Origin of the sequence: Actinobacillus capsulatus DSM 19761 (assembly GCF_000374285.1) — a bacterium.
Lineage (GTDB): Bacteria > Pseudomonadota > Gammaproteobacteria > Enterobacterales > Pasteurellaceae > Actinobacillus > Actinobacillus capsulatus.
The window spans coordinates 192,505-210,575 of sequence record NZ_KB893931.1 but is presented as its reverse complement, the minus strand read 5'-3'; the positions used below and the strand labels follow the sequence as shown (position 1 = coordinate 210,575).

Genomic DNA, 18,071 nt, shown 5'->3' with positions numbered 1-18,071 from the left:
AATATGAACAAACAAAATGATAAACAAGCGTCTGTTATCCCTAAACTCCGTTTTCCTGAGTTTCGGGCTGCGTTGGGGTGGGAACAACTCTTTACTATTGGACAAACTTGTCAATCTTTTAGTGGAGGAACACCAAATACAGCAAATAAGAATTTTTATGGTGGACAAATTCCTTTTATTAGGTCAGCCGAAATTGCTCTTAATGAAACAGAATTATTTTTGACAGAAGAGGGCTTATTAAATTCTTCTGCAAAAATGGTAAATAAAGGAGATGTGCTAGTTGCTCTTTATGGTGCTAATAGTGGTAATGTTGCATTATCAAAAATAACTGGTGCAATTAATCAAGCAATATTATGTTTGCAACATCAGGATAATAATAAATTTTTGTATCAAATATTCTCACATAATCAAGATAGAATAGTTAATACATATATTCAAGGTGGACAAGGAAATCTTTCAGGAGAAATTATAAGGTCAATAAAATTACCGTTCCCTTCCCCCGAAGAACAACAAAAAATCGCCGATTGTCTGTCTTCAATTGATGAATTAATCGCACTTGAAGAACAAGCAATCAGCACATTGAGACAGCACAAAAAAGGCTTGATGCAACAGTTGTTTCCGTCAGCCGAATAAACCCCAAACAGAGATAAATTATGAGCAAGCAAGACGACAAAAAAAGAGTAACACCTAAACTACGGTTTCCTGAATTTCAGGCTGCGTTAGGGTGGGAGCAAAATATATTAAGCAATTACTCGTATATTATTAGGGGTAGTTCGCCTCGTCCTATTGAAAAATATCTTACTCAAAATACCAATGGTTTGAATTGGTTAAAAATTGGCGATGTACAAAAAGAAGACAAATACGTTACCAAAACAGAAGAGAAAGTAACTTTAGATGCACTAACTAAAACAAGACAAGTATATAAAGGGGATTTTATTCTCTCAAACTCAATGAGTTTTGGGCGACCATATATCTTAAAAATTGATACTTGCATTCACGATGGCTGGATAGCAATTACCAACATAAATCATAAGTTGAATAATGGCTATCTATATTATTTGATGTTAACATCTTCTAGCCAAAATTATTTTAAAAAGAATGCAGCAGGAAGTAGCGTTTTAAATCTAAATGCAGAAATTATTAAATTACTGCCTATTGCTTTACCTGAACTAGCCGAACAACAGAAAATCGCTGATTGCCTGTCTTCTCTTGATGAGTTGATTGAATTGCGAGAACAAAGGCTTGCTGCCTTAAAACAGCATAAAAAAGGCTTGATGCAGCAGCTATTCCCAAGCCACAATGACCTGCAAGCAAGCAAGCAAGCAAGCAAGCAAGCAAGCAAGCAAGCAAGCAAGCAAGCAAGCAAGCAAGCAAGCAAGATAGTATATCCGAAATTGAGATTTCCGCAATTTAAAAATTGTAAAGGTTGGGAGATTGTTGAATTGAATATTATCAGTGATTTTGTAAAAGAGAAAATTGAAGTTTCCAAATTGAGTGTGAAAAATTATATAAGCACAGAAAATCTATTGGCTGATTATTCAGGAATAATTTCTGCTAATAAATTACCGACCAATAACAAAGTTACAGCTTATAAAGTCGGCGATATTTTAGTTTCCAACATTCGTCCGTATCTAAAAAAGGTATGGTATTCAGATAAAAATGGTGGGGCTTCAAACGATATTATCGTCATTAGGGCAAAACAAAATATAAATGCATATTTTTTGTCTTCAATAATTAAAAATGATGACTTTATTGAGTATATGATGAAAGGGGCAAAAGGTGTAAAAATGCCAAGAGGAGATTTAAATTTAATATCCAAATTTCTTGTTGCCATACCATCATCTCCCGAAGAACAACAAGCCATCGCCGGTTGCCTGTCATCATTAGACAAGCTAATCAGAGAAGAAAACGAATACATAGGCAGCCTGAAAGCCCATAAAAAGGGTTTGATGCAGCAGTTGTTTCCAATGTTGCAATAAACAAGCGGTGGCATTTTAGGAAAAATTTTCAAAAACAAAAAGATAACTATGGCAAAGAATAATGTACAAAAAAATGATCCATTTAAGGATTTAACAGACTTAAACGATTTGGCAACACGTTTAAGGCAACAACAATCCAAATGCCTGTTGATCTTTGCCCATAATGGCACGGGTAAAACCCGCTTATCAATGGCATTTAAAGATATTGGCAGGCGAAATGATCAACGAGATACGCTGTATTTTAATGCGTTTACCGAAGATTTGTTCTATTGGGATAATGACTTGGAAAATGATACCGATCGTGTATTGGTATTAAACGATTCATCTCAATTTTTTGCTGGGATTTGGGAATTGGAGTTAGATACCCGAATCCGCCCGTTGTTACAAAAATATGTGGATTTTGATTTTAAAATCAGTAAAGAAAACCGCGGTAAAGGAAATCAAGAGCAAACAGAACGCTGGGAAGTTGCTTTTTTCCGCCATGAAAATCCTAATGACAATATCAAGATTTCTCGAGGAGAAGAGCATATTTTTATTTGGTGTTTTTTCTTGGCAATATTGCAATTAGGCTTGGACAAACAAGAAGGATCACCATATGAATGGGTCAAATATGTTTATATTGACGATCCTATTTCATCATTGGACGATAATTATGCGGTGTCTGTCGCACACAATTTAGCGACGATGCTGAAAAGCTATAAAACAGAAAACTATGATCCCAAGCAAGATATTCAGTTTGTCATTTCTACCCATCACGGTTTATTTTTTAATGTATTGTGTAATGAATTGAACAAAGCCCCCAGATATTTGTTGTCAAAAAATGATGCAAACCAATACTCTTTCCTGAAACTGGAAGGTGATACAGCTAGTTTATATCACGTTGCAATGCTGAAAATATTAAAAGATACATTGGATAATAATGAACCAATATATCCATATCATTTCAACATTTTACGAAATATTATGGAGAAAACAGCAAATTTTCACGGTTTGGCTGGATTTAAAAAATGTATTCAACTTGAAGATGCCGAATTTTATGAACGTTTGATCCCAGTATTGAATCATGGTGGCTATTCTGTTTTTGAGCCCAAAGAAATGCTGCCTGATAATAAAGAAAAATTTAAAACCGTGTTAAAAACCTTGTTGGAAACTTATCCTTTCCATTCAGACTTAACACCTGATTTATTTAGAGAAACACATCAATGACCCAAGAACAACTCAACCAACTCGGCAAAACCCTGTGGGCAATCGCCGACCAGCTTCGCGGTGCGATGAATGCCGATGATTTCCGTGATTATATGCTGTCGTTTTTGTTTTTACGCTACTTGTCCGACAATTACGAACTTGCCGCTCAAAAAGAGTTGGGCAAAGATTATCCGCAGCTGACTGAAGACGACAAACGCACGCCGCTTGCCGTATGGTATGACGAAAATGCCAATTTTGTCGCCGATTTTGAAAAGCAGATGCGTCGCAAAGTGCATTATGTGATTAAGCCTGAATTTTTGTGGGGCAGCGTTGCCGAATTGGCACGCATTCAAAGCCACGAACTGCTCAATACCTTGCAGCAGGGCTTTAAATATATTGAAAACGAATCTTTTGAAAGCACTTTTGGCGGTTTGTTTTCCGAGATTAATTTGAACTCTGAAAAACTCGGCAAGAGTTATGAAGAGCGTAACAATAAATTGGTGGAAATCGTGAAACGCATTGCCGAGGGCATTAGCGAATTTTCCACCAGCAGCGATGCATTGGGCGATGCTTATGAATACTTGATTGCCCAATTCGCTTCGGGGTCGGGCAAAAAAGCGGGCGAATTTTACACACCGCAACAGGTTTCCACCATTTTATCCCGCATTGTTACGCTGGACAGCCAAAACCCTGCAAGCGGAAATAAAGCCAAATTAGATAATGTGCTGGATTTTGCTTGCGGCTCTGGCTCACTACTGCTTAATGTGCGTCATCAAATGGCTGAAAACAATGGGCATATCGGCAAAATCTACGGTCAAGAAAAAAACATCACCACCTACAACTTGGCACGCATGAATATGCTATTGCACGGAGTGAAAGATACCGAATTTACCATTCATCACGGCGATTCTTTGCTCAATGATTGGGATGTGTTAAACGAAACCAATCCAGCCAAAAAACTGACATTTGATGCAGTAGTCGCCAATCCGCCGTTTAGTTACCGTTGGGAACCAAAGGAAGAATTGGCAAACGATTTCCGCTTTAAAAATTATGGACTTGCACCAAAATCGGCGGCGGATTTCGCTTTTTTGCTGCACGGTTTCCACTTTTTAAGCGACAATGGCACAATGGCGATTATTCTGCCGCATGGCGTATTATTCCGCGGCGGTGCAGAAGAAAAAATCCGCAAAAAATTGCTGAAAGACGGTCATATTGACACTGTTATCGGGCTGCCTGCCAATCTGTTTTATTCCACAGGCATTCCCGTTTGTATTTTGGTGCTGAAAAAATGCAAAAAAGATGACGATGTATTGTTTATCAATGCCGCCGATGATTTTGAAAAAGGCAAACGGCAAAACCGCTTAAATGATGAGCATATTGATAAAATCGTCGATTGCTACCAATTCCGCAAAGAAGAACAAGGTTACGCCAGACGGGTTGCCATGCAGGAAATTGAAGACAATGACGGCAATTTGAATATTGCCCGTTATGTCAGCAACGTTGCAGCGGAACCCGAAATTGATTTGATTGCCAACCATCAAAACCTAATGGCGTTGGACGAAAAAATCAAAACGGCAACCGAGAAACACAATAAGTTTTTAAGCGAATTGGGATTGCCGCTTTTGCCGTAATAAAACAGGCTTTGGCACCGCAAGTCATTTTAGAATGCAGTTTAAGGCACGCTTTGGCGTATCGCCACAAAGTTTTAGAAAAAGCTTTGGCGGGTAAAAAAATATCGTTTATCATAGTAGGCGGTGTTTTATTTTTAAAAATCAAGCCATCAATCCATACTTGCACGCTTTTCACTCTTATACTACAAAGTGCGTAGCGTTTCAGGCAGCCTGAAAGCCGTTTTGCAAAATTCAGATAAAAAAACACCGCTTGTCTGTTTTCAAAAACAATCCAAGCGGTGTTTTTTTAACGGTTTTTTAACCAATTTGCCGCATCAGCCAGTTCTTGCCCGTCAATCGTATGCCCTATCGGATAGCGGTTAAAGTGAACGGAAAAACCGTTATTTTGTAATATCTCAGCCGCATTTTGGGCAAGTGCAATGTCGATCGGTTTATCCTCTGTGCCGTGTGTCATCAGTATGGGCAATTTATCAGAGCGTTGCAAAGCATTGCCCAATTTATCCGCCATCGGCAAATAGCCGGACAAACATACCGCACCGCCTAGCGTGTCGGGATAGGTTAAGGCGGACAACAAAGCCAAAGCACCGCCTTGCGAAAATCCACCCAGCACGATATTTTGGGAATTAACGCCTGTTTGCACCAGTTCATCAATCAAGCAATGAAGGTAGTAATTGGCTTGGTTCAGTCCTGTTTCGTCTTGGTTTTTATCAAATCTCCCCACAGGCAAATCAAACCAAGCAGTTGCCAATTGACCGCCAAGCCAAGTTACCCTTTGGGTAGGAGCGGTGGGCAAAATGATTTGCCAATTTTGCCCAAGCCGTGCCAATAAAAACTGCCCAATCGGCACAAACTGTCTGCCTGAAAGTGTCAATCCGTGTATCAAAATCAAATGCTTATCCGCTCTTTGCCCACCCAAAATAATGGGTTTGGCAGACGGTGTAAATTCCAGGATTGCCATCAGTTGCACCCATCAATGCCACAGCTTGCACCTGTCAGACTATCCGTTTGATTATCTTGATAAACTTGGTTTAGCAGACCCAAAAGACTTCCCACAGGCATTGCTCCCGATGTGGCGGTTTTGCCGTCAAATACAAAAAACGGCACGCCTTGCACGCCAACCATTTTAGCTTCGTTCTCATCGTCTTTGACCGCTTGGATAAAATCATCAGAAGCGAGCATTGCCTTGGCATCATCGCCGTTTAAGCCGACCTCGTTTGCCAGCTTTGCCAAGGTTTCCCAATTTGCCAATTCCACATTATCGGTGAAATAAGCACGCATCAAGCGTTCGTTCATTTCACTTCCTTTATCCAAACTTTTTGCCCATTGATAGAGGCGGTGGGCATCAAAGGTATTGGTGTTTTTCACGTCTGCATAATTCATTGCCAAGCCTGCTTGCTCGCCCATTTTTTCAATATGGGCGATCATTTCTAATGCCCCTTGCGGCGTTTTGGTGTATTTTTTCTCAATGCGTTCTTGGGTGGTATTGACCGCCGTTTTGCCTGCGTGTGGATAAAGCTCAAAGGCTTTAAACTCAATCTGTACGCTGTCTTTGTGGGCGAATTGTTCAAGGGCTTGTTCTAAATGGCGTTTGCCGATATAGCAGTAAGGACAGGCATAATCTGACCAGATTTGGATTTTCATCATCATACTCCAATGGGTGATTTAAAAAAGAAAGTGAGCATATTATAATGGTGTATGATGTGAAAAAACAGTACGATACTTATCGTAACATACTCACCCAAAGGAAAGTGTAAATGCTCAATGCCCCCAATTATCAAAATATCCAATCACTCGATGAAACAGGTTTTGGCTATGCCTTGTCGCTTATTGGCGGAAAATACAAAATGGTGATTTTGTTTTGGCTGCACCGCAATCCACCCAATATGCGGTTTAACGGACTGCAGCGCAAAATCGGCAAAATCTCGGTAAAAACATTGAGCCAATCGTTAAAAGAGCTGGAAAATGACGGCTTGATTATCCGCACTGAGTATCCGCAAATTCCCCCGAAAGTGGAGTATAGTTTGTCGGATAAAGGCTTATCTTTAATACCGATTTTGGACGCTTTGTGCGAATGGGGCGAAAATAATCGTTAGGTTTTCAGGCTGCCTGAAAAACGGTTCGCTTTCGTAAGTCAGCCCATTATCGGGTCGGTAAAATGGTAAATCAAAATGGAATTTGTTTTATCGTTCAACATAGCGTCCCCCAATGCCGAAAGCAGCGATGTCGGCAAATTCCACAAAAATTCTCGCTAACTCAATGTTCAAAGTGCGGTGCAAAATTCGGCTGATTTGAGCGGTCAATTCGCCGTAGCCTATGTGGTTTTCATTGGCAAACACCCGAAACACCACCCACGCCGCAGGGCGGTTTCCGCGATACCACATTGGTTTATGCTCAAAAGCAATCAAAATACTTTGGGTGGATTGGTTGGGCACACAACCCAGTTCGTCCGCTATCAAGGCTTGTTGTTCGTTTGACGCAAGATGATTGGTTTGAATGTTGAATGACATTTTTGTTTCCTTGTGTAGGGTGCGTGTGAACGCACCGAAATGTTTGTGAAATGGTGTGTTTACACGCACCCTACGTATTACAAATTTTTCGGCAAATTTGACCGCTTGTCGTTACTTATCCAACCCTTTTTCTTTTAACCATTTTTCCATCAAATCCGCCAACTGTTCGTTGTTTTTCTCGCCCATTAAAAAATGTGAGTTGCCTTTGATGCCGATTTCAGACAGATGAACCAAGGTTGCATCGCCGTCGTGGCAGTTAATAGTGGCGACAAATTGCTTCGCCATTGCAAGTTCCGTTCCCCATTTGTTTTCGCCCACGTTGTTTGAGCCAAGTTTGATGTGGTCGCCGTAGTACAGCACAATCGGGATTTGGGGCAGTTTTTTAAATTCCGCCATCGGCACGCCCACGGCGATTTGCAGCCAGTGGGGGGGCAGTCATATGGATTTTGCAGGTGAAATCGTCAGTCAGGTGGAATGGCATTTCGGTAAACAGGTGCTTGGAGAGCAAAATACCGCTGATACAAGCGGTCAAAAAAAGCAAAAAAGTTGCAAAATTTACTGCCGTTTGAAAGGTACGATAACCGTGGTATTCGCTTGTAAACAGCTTTTTCAGCCACCACGTATTGAGCGTTAAATGGGAAATAATCAGCGCAAAAAATACCAGCCCCAGCCACTCGTGGGTGATTTCTTCGTATAAGTGATAGCCGAATAAGGACAACAGTGCGGTGGTCATTATCAGGTCTTGGGCGAGTTGGAAAAGGTATTTCTTCTTCATAATTGTACTGCCCAGTACGAGCCGTACTGGGTTCGGTAAACCAAGCCGCTCTGCGGCTTTTGCCGATTGAAAATAGCCCCAACGGGGCTAGGTTTATAGAGCCTTGCACGGTGCGAGGTCGGCGCTTTTGTGCAGGTAGGCTTCAAAGCCGTCTTTGACGGTGGCGTTCGGCTCTAATTTTTCAACTCACGATCTGTACCGCTGAAACGGCTGCCGCCGTGTCCGACAATCGGCACAATGGTTTTACCACTGAAATCGGTCTGTTCAAGCAAGCTGTACCACGCCATCGGTGTTTGATACCACCAGATCGGATAGACCAAAATCATTTTGTGCGTAATCCAACAACGGTTGGTGCGCGGTTGGATAAGGCTTGACGGTTTCCAAACGGAACAAGTCGCCGCCTGCAGTTTTCTAAATCTCTTTGGCAAGATATTCATTCGCCCCAAGCATGTCATTGTTTTTAATCAGCTTGCTCGCACCCGACACACCGTCCACCAGCTGATCGGCGGTGTAATTTTCAGGCTGCGAAAAGTAGATAATCAGGTTCTTCGTCTGTGCCACCTGCGCGGCAAACAGGGCGGTAAAAAGTGCGGTCACAAAAAACATTGTTTTTTAAACGTTGGTAAAGCCAACGGCGGCGAAGCTGTGAACAATCCAGTCAGGGATTGTGAATAATTTTTTCATCGTTTTTCTCCCAAGTGAGTTTATGAATGTTGTTTTGCAATTAGTTTAACGAAAGTATAGCCCTTTGATTAGCTAGGTAATTTTGATTAAGGTAATGAATAAAATTCATAAATAAATGCCGTCTGAAACGAAATTCAGACGGCATTGTTTTTATCGCACTTCCGAGAACTTCAAAATCGCTTCGGGCAGGCGGTCGCCTTGAATGGTGATGGCATCTAATTCTTTGCGGAATTGGGCGAGTTCGTCGGCGGTGAAACTCACGGCAGTTGAACCTAGGTTATCAAACAAATGGTTGATTTTGGTCGTGCCTGGAATCGGCACGATGAAATCGCCTTGAGCTTGCAGCCACGCCAGTGAAAGTTGGGCTGGTGTGCAGAGTTTGGTTTGTGACCATTTGCGGATAAGTTCCAGCAATTTCACGTTATTTTGCCAGTTTTTCGCTTCAAATCTCGGCAAGATTCCACGCAAATCCATTCTCGGATCTGAACCGAAATTGGTGTCGGCATTCACATAGCCACCGAGCGTTCCCATCCCCAACGGCGACCAAGGCACAAAACCGATACTAAGTTCTTGACACACAGGCAATACGTCGTTTTCACGTCCACGGAAGAGAAGTGAATATTCACTTTGAATCGCTGCAAGCGGTTGAATTTTATGGGCTTTGCGAATGGTTTCAGGGCTGACTTCGCACAAGCCGTAACCCAGCACTTTGCCCGCTTTCATCAAATCTTGAATTGTACCAACAACTTCTTCCACCGGTACTTCTGGGTCGGCACGGTGTTGGTAAAGCAGGTCGATGCGATCGGTTTGCAGGCGTTTGAGCATATTGTCCACCACCATTTTGATGTGGGCTGGTTTGCTGTTTACCTTGCCTGTGCGTTGCCCTGTTTTTTGATCGATGTCCCAGCCGTATTTGGTCGCCAGTACGATTTGGTCACGGAACGGCTTAATCGCTTCGCCCACCACCAACTCGCTTTTGAACGGCCCGTAGGCTTCGGCGGTGTCAAAAAAGGTTACGCCGTGGTCGAACGCTTGACGAATCACGTTAATGGATTGCGCTTTTGACGGCTCTGGCACGCCGTACATATTCTGCCCGAAACCCTGACAGCCCAAGCCCACCGCCGACACAGTCAAATTACCCAATTTGCGTTGTGGCAACAACGGATTTTCTGCTGCTTTGCCTGTGCGAGCGGTCGGATTTACCGAATTTTTTGCAAAACCTGCGGCACTCAAACCTAAGCCCAATGCGACTAAACCGCCTGATTTAAGAAGATCACGTCTGTTCATTTTGTTTTCCTTCTGATGAATCATTTTGATGGCATCATTCTAATGATTTGACTATTGAGAGAGAAGTGCGAATTTGAGAAAAGAGTATTGTGTAATTTGCAATAATGGCAAATCGGAAACGAAAGCATTTCCGACCGCACTTTTATTTGCTCAACTGAATCACTACAATGCCGCTTAGCAAAATCGCTAGTCCTAAAATCTGCCAGATATTGATAGGCTTGCGAGTAGCACCGAGTAAGCCGAATTGGTCGATGATGAGACTGCCTGCAATTAAGCCGAAAAGTGAGGCGATAATCGCTCCGCCTGTGCCGATAAGCGGTACGAGTAAAATAATACCGAAGACATAAGCTGCACCAAGCACGCCGCCTGTCCATTGCCAGAAGGCGGTGTTATGGCAGGCGGTGGCAAGGCGTTGCCACGCAAGGGGTTCGGTTAAACTGACGAAGAGTGCCAGCAACACGGCAGCGGTGAAAAATGGCACGAAGGCGGATTGCAATGGAGAGCCAAGCGTGTGGCGTAAGGCGGCGTTTACCGCAGGGGTCATTCCCACCAATACGCCGCCGAAAATGCCGAGCAACTGCCAGCCGAGCAGCGATTTTTCGTCATTTTTGACCGCACTTTTGGCTTTCAACGAGGGCAAAATGATTGCCACAAAAATGCCGAATAGCACTAACGCTACGCCTGCTAATCGCAACCAACTGAGAGCAAATTGGGGCGATTGGAACAAGCCGAAGGTGTCGATAATCACGCCTGTTACCACCTGCCCGAGAATCGGCATCACGGCGGTTTGCACGCTGCCTAAACGTGGGAAAATCAGGATATTGATGGTCAATCCGCCCATTGCCAACACCCCACCAATCCAGCTCCACCAAGGCGAAGCGGCGATTTGTTCAGATGAAATCAATAAGCTGTCGCCCTGTACCAAGGTTGCCACGCCCAACGCCACCGCCCCGACAGCAAGGGATACAAACGACGCCAAAAACGGCGACACCACCGCTTGGCGTAACCGCACGTTAATGGCGGTTTGAAAGGCGATCATCACGCCCAAAGCGATAGCAAAAAGTGATGTGAACATCGTTTCTCCTTATATGAAAGCGGTCGATTTTTGCCAAAACGTTGCAAAAACCGACCGCACTTTTATCCCATTTACCGACTGAACTTAGCCACGAACCTCCGCCAACCATTTGATCATTTTCGGATCTCGGTGGTCGAAAATGGCGGTGTTGGTGTTGATTGTGGCGATGTCTGCGAGATCTTGTGCATCTAACTCAAAGCCGAATAAATCACGGTTTTCGATGATGCGTTCCAATTTCACGGATTTCGGGATAATCGCCACGCCGCGTTGATTCAACCAGCGAAGCACCACTTGTGCCACGGATTTGCCGTGTTTAGCGGCGATTTTGCCGAGCACAGGATTGCTGAAAATCTCGAATTTACCTTCCGCCAACGGACCCCAAGCTTGTTGCACGATGCTGAGTTCTTTGTGGAACGCCACTTCGTCTTCACGTTGGTAGAACGGGTGGGTTTCGATTTGGTTTACCGCAGGCACGATGTCGTGGCAGGTGACCAAGTCCATCACACGATCCATATGGAAGTTACTCACACCAATCGCACGGGCTTTTCCTGCTTTGTAGGCATCTTCCATCGCACGCCATTCTTGGTGTACGTCGCCGAACGGTTGGTGCATTAAATATAAATCCACATAGTCCAAACCAAGGCGTTGTAAAGATTCGTCTAAGGCTTTTTGCGTGCCTTCATAGCCGTTTTCACGCTGAATCCAAAGTTTGGTGGTCACGAAAATTTCTTCACGCGGAATACCGCTCGCCTTAATCGCACGTCCTACACCTGCTTCATTGCCATACACCGCTGCGGTGTCGATTAAACGATAGCCAGCTTGCAAGGCTTGCAACACCGCTTTTTCCGTTTCTTCATCGCTCACTTGATACACACCAAAACCGACCATTGACATTTCGATACCGTTGTTTAATTTCACTGATTGCATCATCTGTTCCTCTGTTTGGTAAAAATTTAGGTCATTCCGACCGCTTGATGAGTGCATTATAGGCGTAAGATCATTGAGTGTTAATCGCTAAAAAACGAAAACAGTGTTGTGGAATTTGCAATAATATGCAATTTATATTTTAAACTTCATGTATAATTTATAAAAGTTTTAATTATAATTGAAACTTTTTTATTTAAAGATAAAGTTTCAATCATAAGAAAAGGAATTCTATGAAGAAAGATTTAGTGTACCGCCAGAAATACCTTGAAAAAGTTCATCCGTTTATCGGCAAAAGTTTAATTAAGGTGTTCACAGGGCAGCGTCGCGTGGGCAAAAGTTATTTGTTGTTTCAGATTATGCAAGAGATTCAAACGGCGGATAAAAATGCCCACATTATTTATATCAACAAAGAAGACTTGGCATTCAGCCACATTACGACTGCTGAAAACCTGAATGATTTTGTACAGGAACAGAAAAAGAGTGGTCAAAAAAATTACATTTTTATTGATGAAATTCAAGAAATTACAGGTTTTGAACAGGCACTACGTTCGCTTTTATTAGATGATGAATTGGATTTGTATTGCACGGGCAGCAATGCCCATTTGCTCTCACGTGATATTGCTGGAGCATTGAGCGGGCGGTCGATTGAAATCAACGTTCATTCCCTTTCCTATTTTGAATTTCTTGAGTTTATGGAATTGGACGATAGCGATAAGTCGATGTCGCTGTTTTTGAAATATGGTGGTTTGCCTTATTTGAAAGACCTGCCGTTGCAAGACAACATCGTGTTTGAATATCTGCGGAATATCTATTCCACCATTGCAATTCGTGACATTGTAAACCGTTACTCATTGCGGAATGTGCAGTTTTTAGAACAACTCACCCAATTTTTGGCGGGCAATATCGGCAATCTGTTTTCCGCCAAAAAAATCTCTGATTTTTTGAAATCGCAGAAAATTACCACTTCAAGCACGCAGGTGCAAAACTATGCAGAATACCTTGCCAACGCCTTTTTGATTCATAAAGTACCGCGTTATGACATTGAAGGAAAACGTATTTTTGAGATTGGCGAAAAATACTATTTTGAAGATTTAGGCTTGCGAAATGCCTTGAGCGGCTATCGTGTGCAAGAGCGTGGCAAACTGCTCGAAAACTGCATATTCAATCATCTTCAAATCGCAGGTTACGATGTCAAAATCGGCGGTTTAAATAGCCAAGAAATCGACTTCGTCGCCGAAAAAAACGGCGAACGTATTTATGTGCAAGCCACACTCACCATCAATGAAGAAAAAACACTCGAACGGGAATTTGGCAATCTACTGAAAATTCAAGACAACTACCCGAAATATGTGGTGACGATGGATGAATTTGAAGGAAATACGTTTGATGGAGTGCAGTGTTTGAGTTTGAGGGAGTTTTTGAAGGGATTGGAGAAAAAATAACTATGGACATTGAATACCAGTTTGAATATTTATGTCATTCTATGAGAATGCAACTTGAGCAAATTATAAAATATCCAAATTTAGTTGATGTTGATGAAAAAGAAGCAATATTTAATATAGAAATTATTGTGAAAAGTGTTCTTGATGCTTTTCATAATGTATACGATGCAATTCAAAAACTATCTAATAAACAAATAGATTTTTATAAATATCCAGAGTTACATTTGATTTTATCTATAAGAAATGCCAAACATCATAATAAAAATATGAAAAGTCTTTTATTCACAAAATTTGATGCTGTATATGTTGATTTTATTGATAAAAATGCTTTTCCTTGCATCATTTATCCTGTTAGATGGTCTGATATATCAGATTATATAAAAAGCGAACGAAAAGGAGTAGACAAATTTCCATTATTAGCAAATTATCTAAATTTAGCATGTATTGAAGAAAAAATGCGATTGATGAATTTAGATAATAAAGATGTATATATGAATATTATTCCACTAATGCTAAGGGCTGGAAAAATACTTGTTAAAGTGTCGAAAGAATATATTCCCAATGTTTTAAATAGTGTGGAGGCTAAGTTCTTTTTTAAACACTTTGAGAATATTACAGATAATTACCAAGTGAAGGTTGTTTATCCATATAATAAAGAAGTTTATAAAAAAGATATTAATAATATTATAGCCTTTTCAGATAAGCTTAGTGAAATGATGTTTGGCGATAATAAAAATCCATATCTAGAAGATATAAAATATTCACCCAAATATTGATTTAACAAATGCCGTCTGAGAACTCACTTTCAGACGGCATTTTTTAGTCTGATTGATAACCCGGATTCAACAACGCCGACAATTTCGCATCGTGTTTGTGTCTTAATTCCATTTTGTTGTCAAAAATCATCGTTGTGCCGTCGGCTTGGGTGTAATCGTCCCATTGCGGTAAATCTCCGCCGTTTGCGGATTTGCCACAAAACGGTCATTGGTTGCCAACGCTGTCGGACTTGCCGTTAATGCAAAAAGTAAAGTTGGGATTTTTGAAAGTTTCATTGCCTGTCCTTTGTAAAATGTTAGAAAAATCAAACCGCTTGGTGGGTTGATCATAAGCAGGATTTTGTTGCGTGATAACCGTAAATTCAAGAAAACAGAGCTGTGGGATTTGCAATAATGGAAGAGGATATATTTTGCAAAAGCGGGTAAAAGCAATGGGCTTATACAGTATTGATACTGGTTAAATATTATGATTGAATATCCACTGATTTTTTAACAAGAGAAAACAATGAAAAATCAAAATCCCATAGAAATTTATCAAGTCGATGACGGCTCAACGCAGGTTGAAGTGCGGTTTGAAAATGAGACGATCTGGCTGAGTTTACAACAAATGGCTGATCTGTTTGGTCGAGATAAGTCAGTGATTTCACGGCATTTACGCAATATCTATGCCGACGGTGAACTTGAACAAACTGCAACTGTTGCAAAAAATGCAACTGTTCAAAAAGAAGGGAATCGCCAAGTAACTCGTGAAATTGAGTATTACAATCTTGATGCGATTATCTCTGTTGGCTACCGTGTTAATTCGGTATTAGGTACAAAATTCCGCATTTGGGCAACGGCTCGCTTAAAAGATTACCTAACCAAAGGCTACGCCATCAACCAACAGCGTTTGAGCCAAAATGCACACGAGCTGGAACAGGCATTGTCGTTGATTCAGAAAACGGCGAAATCGTCGGGATTGACGCTGGAAAGCGGTCGGGGTTTGGTGGATATTGTCAGCCGTTATACGCAGACGTTTTTGTGGTTACAGCAATATGATGAAGGCTTGCTTGCCGAGCCGAAAGTGCAAACAGGCGGTGTGCTACCGACTTACAGAGAAGCCAAACAAGCCTTGCAATCGCTGAAAAATCAACTGGTTGAACGTGGCGAAGCCTCGGATTTATTTGCGCGTGAACGTGATGACGGCTTATCCGCCATTTTAGGCAACTTAGACCAAACCGTCTTCGGCGAACCTGCCTACCCCAGCATTGAAGCCAAAGCCGCCCATTTGCTCTATTTTGTGGTGAAAAACCACCCGTTTTCAGACGGCAACAAACGCAGCGGTGCATTTTTGTTTGTGGATTTTCTCTACCGCAACGGGCGTTTGTTTGATGAAAACGGCGTGCCGGTGCTCAACGATACAGGCTTGGCAGCCTTGACTTTACTGGTCGCCGAATCCGACCCGAAACAAAAAGAAACCTTAATCCGCCTTGTCATGCATATGCTCAAACAAGCCGACTAAACAAACCGTCTGGGATAGAGACAGACGGTTTTTTATTGCCTACAAGCGGTGGAAAAATGGGGGAATTTTGCAAAATTGGTAGTTATAAATTGGAAGTGTCGTTCCAATTTGTATGGGTAATAATTTAAGATATACTCAATAGCACACACGAAACTGGCAATTAGTACAAAATATTGGTTACAGGCAGATATCTACCTGAAAAAGGATTGATGGTGTGCTGATAGGTTATGCGACAAATTAGCCTGGGGGGGGTAAATCGTGTAAAAATCCAGCAAATCAACTATTAAAGTTAAAAACTTATATCAATTCACTCAATAACGATAGGGTTAGATAATTATGGCAGACAATAAACTATTATCTCTTAATGAGATTTTTAACGAAAAAGTATTTCGTATTCCTGATTTTCAGCGTGGCTATTCTTGGGAATATCCGCAATTAACAGCTTTTTGGGAAGATTTACAAAATCTCAAAAATAGCAGAACGCATTATACAGGTCTATTGACCGTTGAACAGTTAAAAGAAATTAAAAATGACGATGATAAATGGCTTTTTGAAAGTGGGTTGAAATTTTATTATTTGATTGATGGGCAACAACGCCTGACAACATCAATTATTTTAATTCAAGTTGTTTTAAATTCATTGGCTGATGATGAAGATATTCTCTTTAAATCAAAAGCGGATTGGGAAAAGAAATTTTTATTTCAAGAGTATAAAAATTCTCACAAATCATATATCTTTGGTTATGAAAAAGACAACCCAAGTGATGAATTTTTTAAAACTAAAATTTTAGAACAACAGTCATCTACTGCTGATAAAGTACCTGAACATACGCTTTATACCAGTAATCTGATGAATGCTAAATTATTCTTTAAAAATAAAATTACGCAATTAAATACTAAAGAGCGAGAAGAAGTTTTTAAAAAAATGGTTTCGCAATTTAAATTTAATTTCTATGAGATTGATAATGAATTAGATGTTTTTGTAACCTTTGAAACGATGAATAATCGTGGAAAACCTTTGTCTAATCTAGAATTATTAAAAAATAGATTGATTTATTTATCTACATTATTAGAAATTGATGACAATGAACGCCGTACTTTGCGTGACAATATCAACGAAGCCTGGAAAACCATTTATGAATATCTTGGTAAAAATAAAGATAAGCGTTTGAATGATGATGATTTTCTAAGTGATCATTGGGCTGCTTATTTTAAATACAATCGTACAGAAGCACAGTCTTATGCAAAATTTTTACTAAATGAACATTTTACAGCAAAACAAATTTTGGATAATAAAATTTCATTCAATAAAATAAAAGAATATACAGCCAGCCTGCAAAAATTAGTTAAGTCTTGGTTTTATTTGCACAATCCACAATTTTCAACATTTGGCGATGATACAAAAGAATGGTTGTTTAAATTAAACCGTTTGAGCATGAGCGCATTTGCTCCATTACTGATGGTTGTATTGGCAAATGAACGAGATGAAAAAGAAATTGTACGATTATTGAAATCGGTGGAACGCTTCATTTTCTTGGTATTTTATGTTTCGCAACGCCGTTCTAACACTGCTAATACTACAATTTATCGTTATGCCCATGAATATCAAAAAAATAATTTAGCATTAGCACAACTTATTGAAAATATTGATTATCTAACCGATGGCAGTTATCAAAATGATAATAGTGAGTGGGTTTATGATGGTTGGACTAATATAGAGTATTTCATTGATTACATAAAAGATTTAAATACCAAACAGCAGGGATTTTATAATTGGAATGGATTGCGGTATTTCTTGTATGAATATGAATTGGAATTACAGAAGATTGCTAAAGGCGATAACAAAGTTTCTTGGCAAGAATTTAGTAAGCGTAAAAAAGAAGAAACGATTGAGCATATTTACCCACAAACACCTGATGATGAATATTGGAAAGAGTATTTCTCAATAAAAAGCTCAAACCAAAAAGCGATTATTCTACATAGTTTGGGTAACTTGGTATTGTTAAGTCGTTCTAAAAATTCAGAATTACAAAATTTTTCTTTCCCATACAAAAAACGCCATACTGACAAAAATGGTGTTGAACGTGGTTTCTTTAATGGTTCGTATAGTGAAATTACGGTGGCTAAGTATGATGATTGGACACCAGAAACGATTAAAGAACGTGGCGAAGAGATGCTGAAATTTATGGATAAACGTTGGAATATTCAATTTGATGAATGGGAAATTGAAGCTAATGATATTTTACAGTTTCCACAATTAACATCAAATTAAAAGCAATGCCGTCTCAAACCAAATTTTCAGA

20 protein-coding genes and 2 pseudogenes are annotated in these 18,071 nt (G+C 40.5%); 11 read left to right on the top strand and 11 right to left on the bottom strand.

All coding sequences use genetic code 11. The features are described 5' to 3' along the window. The first annotated feature begins 3 nt into the window (after window positions 1–3). From C228_RS0102365 to C228_RS0102350, 6 genes and pseudogenes are all read left to right on the top strand, one after another. Complete coding sequence (locus C228_RS0102365; RefSeq protein WP_018651108.1) at window positions 4–633, top strand: restriction endonuclease subunit S; 630 nt, start codon at window positions 4–6, stop codon at window positions 631–633. 20 nt (window positions 634–653) lie between these two features. After that, window positions 654–1,199 (top strand): annotated as a pseudogene (locus C228_RS15125) (restriction endonuclease subunit S); the annotation flags it as partial. Window positions 1,200–1,306: 107 nt separating this feature from the next. Then, a pseudogene (locus tag C228_RS15120) lies at window positions 1,307–1,414 on the top strand (hemagglutinin); the annotation flags it as partial. After that, window positions 1,395–1,979, top strand: coding sequence for a restriction endonuclease subunit S (locus tag C228_RS15115; RefSeq protein WP_245552744.1), 585 nt, complete (start codon window positions 1,395–1,397; stop codon window positions 1,977–1,979). The pseudogene C228_RS15120 and the gene C228_RS15115, both read left to right, overlap by 20 nt. 48 nt (window positions 1,980–2,027) lie before the next feature. Then, window positions 2,028–3,185 (top strand): AAA family ATPase, encoded by a 1,158-nt coding sequence (locus tag C228_RS0102355; protein WP_018651106.1) that lies wholly within the window; start codon window positions 2,028–2,030, stop codon window positions 3,183–3,185. Further along, window positions 3,182–4,795, top strand: a complete 1,614-nt coding sequence (locus C228_RS0102350) for a type I restriction-modification system subunit M (protein ID WP_018651105.1) — start codon at window positions 3,182–3,184, stop codon at window positions 4,793–4,795. The genes C228_RS0102355 and C228_RS0102350 overlap by 4 nt, the downstream gene beginning before the upstream one ends. Window positions 4,796–5,081: 286 nt before the next feature. On the opposite strand, the gene C228_RS0102345 is transcribed toward C228_RS0102350, so the two are convergent. Both C228_RS0102345 and C228_RS0102340 read right to left on the bottom strand, forming a co-directional pair. Further along, window positions 5,082–5,753, bottom strand: a complete 672-nt coding sequence (locus C228_RS0102345) for an alpha/beta hydrolase (RefSeq protein WP_018651104.1) — start codon at window positions 5,751–5,753, stop codon at window positions 5,082–5,084. After that, window positions 5,753–6,436 carry a DsbA family oxidoreductase gene (locus C228_RS0102340; RefSeq protein WP_018651103.1) on the bottom strand — a complete coding sequence of 228 codons (684 nt, stop codon included), beginning with the start codon at window positions 6,434–6,436 and terminating at the stop codon, window positions 5,753–5,755. Before C228_RS0102340 ends, C228_RS0102345 begins: the two co-directional genes overlap by 1 nt. Before the next feature lie 113 nt (window positions 6,437–6,549). Between C228_RS0102340 and C228_RS0102335 the strand changes: the two genes are divergently transcribed. Further along, complete coding sequence (locus tag C228_RS0102335; protein ID WP_018651102.1) at window positions 6,550–6,888, top strand: winged helix-turn-helix transcriptional regulator; 339 nt, start codon at window positions 6,550–6,552, stop codon at window positions 6,886–6,888. Window positions 6,889–6,975: 87 nt separating this feature from the next. Here C228_RS0102335 and C228_RS13180 read toward each other — a convergent pair whose 3' ends face one another. From C228_RS13180 to C228_RS0102295, 8 genes are all read right to left on the bottom strand, one after another. Next, on the bottom strand, window positions 6,976–7,302 hold the full coding sequence (locus C228_RS13180; RefSeq protein WP_018651101.1) for a tautomerase family protein: 327 nt from the start codon (window positions 7,300–7,302) through the stop codon (window positions 6,976–6,978). A 111-nt stretch (window positions 7,303–7,413) separates the two neighbouring features. Beyond that, window positions 7,414–7,698 (bottom strand): alpha/beta hydrolase family protein, encoded by a 285-nt coding sequence (locus tag C228_RS14430; protein WP_018651100.1) that lies wholly within the window; start codon window positions 7,696–7,698, stop codon window positions 7,414–7,416. Continuing rightward, window positions 7,685–8,077 carry a DUF4405 domain-containing protein gene (locus tag C228_RS13995; RefSeq protein ID WP_169334410.1) on the bottom strand — a complete coding sequence of 131 codons (393 nt, stop codon included), beginning with the start codon at window positions 8,075–8,077 and terminating at the stop codon, window positions 7,685–7,687. Before C228_RS13995 ends, C228_RS14430 begins: the two co-directional genes overlap by 14 nt. A gap of 173 nt (window positions 8,078–8,250) precedes the next feature. After that, window positions 8,251–8,514, bottom strand: coding sequence for a flavodoxin (locus C228_RS14735; RefSeq protein WP_245552741.1), 264 nt, complete (start codon window positions 8,512–8,514; stop codon window positions 8,251–8,253). Further along, window positions 8,489–8,683, bottom strand: a complete 195-nt coding sequence (locus C228_RS14730; protein ID WP_026313148.1) for an NADPH-dependent FMN reductase family protein — start codon at window positions 8,681–8,683, stop codon at window positions 8,489–8,491. Before C228_RS14730 ends, C228_RS14735 begins: the two co-directional genes overlap by 26 nt. Window positions 8,684–8,911: 228 nt before the next feature. Further along, window positions 8,912–10,048: an aldo/keto reductase gene (locus C228_RS0102305; protein ID WP_018651098.1), complete on the bottom strand. Its 1,137-nt coding sequence runs from the start codon at window positions 10,046–10,048 to the stop codon at window positions 8,912–8,914. A gap of 142 nt (window positions 10,049–10,190) precedes the next feature. After that, entirely contained in the window at window positions 10,191–11,123 is a 933-nt protein-coding gene (locus C228_RS0102300; protein ID WP_018651097.1) for a DMT family transporter, read from the bottom strand. A gap of 84 nt (window positions 11,124–11,207) precedes the next feature. Further along, entirely contained in the window at window positions 11,208–12,053 is an 846-nt protein-coding gene (locus C228_RS0102295; protein ID WP_211214888.1) for an aldo/keto reductase, read from the bottom strand. 227 nt (window positions 12,054–12,280) lie between these two features. On the opposite strand from C228_RS0102295, the gene C228_RS0102290 reads away from it, so the two are divergent. Then, the gene (locus C228_RS0102290; protein WP_018651095.1) at window positions 12,281–13,492 is read left to right on the top strand and encodes an ATP-binding protein; all 1,212 of its coding nucleotides are present in this window, start codon (window positions 12,281–12,283) and stop codon (window positions 13,490–13,492) included. Beyond that, window positions 13,447–14,268, top strand: a complete 822-nt coding sequence (locus C228_RS0102285) for a hypothetical protein (protein WP_018651094.1) — start codon at window positions 13,447–13,449, stop codon at window positions 14,266–14,268. Before C228_RS0102290 ends, C228_RS0102285 begins: the two co-directional genes overlap by 46 nt. Before the next feature lie 126 nt (window positions 14,269–14,394). Here C228_RS0102285 and C228_RS14280 read toward each other — a convergent pair whose 3' ends face one another. After that, window positions 14,395–14,544, bottom strand: coding sequence for a hypothetical protein (locus tag C228_RS14280; protein WP_018651093.1), 150 nt, complete (start codon window positions 14,542–14,544; stop codon window positions 14,395–14,397). Window positions 14,545–14,773: 229 nt separating this feature from the next. On the opposite strand from C228_RS14280, the gene C228_RS0102270 reads away from it, so the two are divergent. After that, window positions 14,774–15,769 carry a virulence RhuM family protein/type II toxin-antitoxin system death-on-curing family toxin gene (locus C228_RS0102270; RefSeq protein WP_018651092.1) on the top strand — a complete coding sequence of 332 codons (996 nt, stop codon included), beginning with the start codon at window positions 14,774–14,776 and terminating at the stop codon, window positions 15,767–15,769. 336 nt (window positions 15,770–16,105) lie between these two features. After that, window positions 16,106–18,040, top strand: coding sequence for a DUF262 domain-containing protein (locus C228_RS0102265; protein ID WP_018651091.1), 1,935 nt, complete (start codon window positions 16,106–16,108; stop codon window positions 18,038–18,040). The last annotated feature ends 31 nt before the right edge of the window (window positions 18,041–18,071 follow it).

Excerpts from the sequence above, each read along its gene's own strand:
- C228_RS14735 (WP_245552741.1), bottom strand. The coding sequence starts at position 8,514 with ATGAATATCTTGCCAAAGAGATTTAGAAAACTGCAGGCGGCGACTTGT.
- C228_RS0102300 (WP_018651097.1), bottom strand. The coding sequence starts at position 11,123 with ATGTTCACATCACTTTTTGCTATCGCTTTGGGCGTGATGATCGCCTTT.
- C228_RS0102305 (WP_018651098.1), bottom strand. The coding sequence starts at position 10,048 with ATGAACAGACGTGATCTTCTTAAATCAGGCGGTTTAGTCGCATTGGGC.
- C228_RS0102340 (WP_018651103.1), bottom strand. The coding sequence starts at position 6,436 with ATGAAAATCCAAATCTGGTCAGATTATGCCTGTCCTTACTGCTATATC.
- C228_RS0102335 (WP_018651102.1), top strand. The coding sequence starts at position 6,550 with ATGCTCAATGCCCCCAATTATCAAAATATCCAATCACTCGATGAAACA.
- C228_RS0102290 (WP_018651095.1), top strand. The coding sequence starts at position 12,281 with ATGAAGAAAGATTTAGTGTACCGCCAGAAATACCTTGAAAAAGTTCAT.
- C228_RS0102350 (WP_018651105.1), top strand. The coding sequence starts at position 3,182 with ATGACCCAAGAACAACTCAACCAACTCGGCAAAACCCTGTGGGCAATC.
- C228_RS13180 (WP_018651101.1), bottom strand. The coding sequence starts at position 7,302 with ATGTCATTCAACATTCAAACCAATCATCTTGCGTCAAACGAACAACAA.
- C228_RS14730 (WP_026313148.1), bottom strand. The coding sequence starts at position 8,683 with ATGTTTTTTGTGACCGCACTTTTTACCGCCCTGTTTGCCGCGCAGGTG.
- C228_RS0102270 (WP_018651092.1), top strand. The coding sequence starts at position 14,774 with ATGAAAAATCAAAATCCCATAGAAATTTATCAAGTCGATGACGGCTCA.
- C228_RS14280 (WP_018651093.1), bottom strand. The coding sequence starts at position 14,544 with ATGAAACTTTCAAAAATCCCAACTTTACTTTTTGCATTAACGGCAAGT.
- C228_RS0102355 (WP_018651106.1), top strand. The coding sequence starts at position 2,028 with ATGGCAAAGAATAATGTACAAAAAAATGATCCATTTAAGGATTTAACA.
- C228_RS14430 (WP_018651100.1), bottom strand. The coding sequence starts at position 7,698 with ATGGCGGAATTTAAAAAACTGCCCCAAATCCCGATTGTGCTGTACTAC.
- C228_RS0102295 (WP_211214888.1), bottom strand. The coding sequence starts at position 12,053 with ATGATGCAATCAGTGAAATTAAACAACGGTATCGAAATGTCAATGGTC.
- C228_RS0102365 (WP_018651108.1), top strand. The coding sequence starts at position 4 with ATGAACAAACAAAATGATAAACAAGCGTCTGTTATCCCTAAACTCCGT.
- C228_RS0102265 (WP_018651091.1), top strand. The coding sequence starts at position 16,106 with ATGGCAGACAATAAACTATTATCTCTTAATGAGATTTTTAACGAAAAA.
- C228_RS13995 (WP_169334410.1), bottom strand. The coding sequence starts at position 8,077 with ATGAAGAAGAAATACCTTTTCCAACTCGCCCAAGACCTGATAATGACC.
- C228_RS0102345 (WP_018651104.1), bottom strand. The coding sequence starts at position 5,753 with ATGGCAATCCTGGAATTTACACCGTCTGCCAAACCCATTATTTTGGGT.